Below are 207 nucleotides of genomic sequence, written 5' to 3'. Positions count from 1 at the left end.
CCATGCGTGTGCGGAGTTCGCGGAGGCGTTTGCGGAGCGTGGGGCGCGGCGGATCGCGGTCGACTACGCCTCCCACACCGCACATGTCGAGGCGGTGAGGGAGTGTCTGGCTGAGGATCTGGCGGGACTGTCCCCGGTCAGTAGTCCGGTGCCGTTCTATTCGACGCTTGAGGCGCGGGTGGTGGATACCGCCCAACTGGATGGCGA

1 protein-coding gene is annotated in these 207 nt (G+C 67.1%); it reads left to right on the top strand.

Going from position 1 to position 207, the window contains the following annotated elements; translation table 11 throughout:
* On the top strand, positions 1-207 hold a 207-nt coding region (locus WA788_RS35960), incomplete at both ends, for a hypothetical protein (protein ID WP_335984776.1).

This window comes from Streptomyces sp. CA2R106 (genome assembly GCF_037034245.1).
Taxonomy (GTDB): domain Bacteria; phylum Actinomycetota; class Actinomycetes; order Streptomycetales; family Streptomycetaceae; genus Actinacidiphila.
Note: the sequence above shows the minus strand (reverse complement) of the source record. Positions and strands in the feature narration are given on the sequence as shown.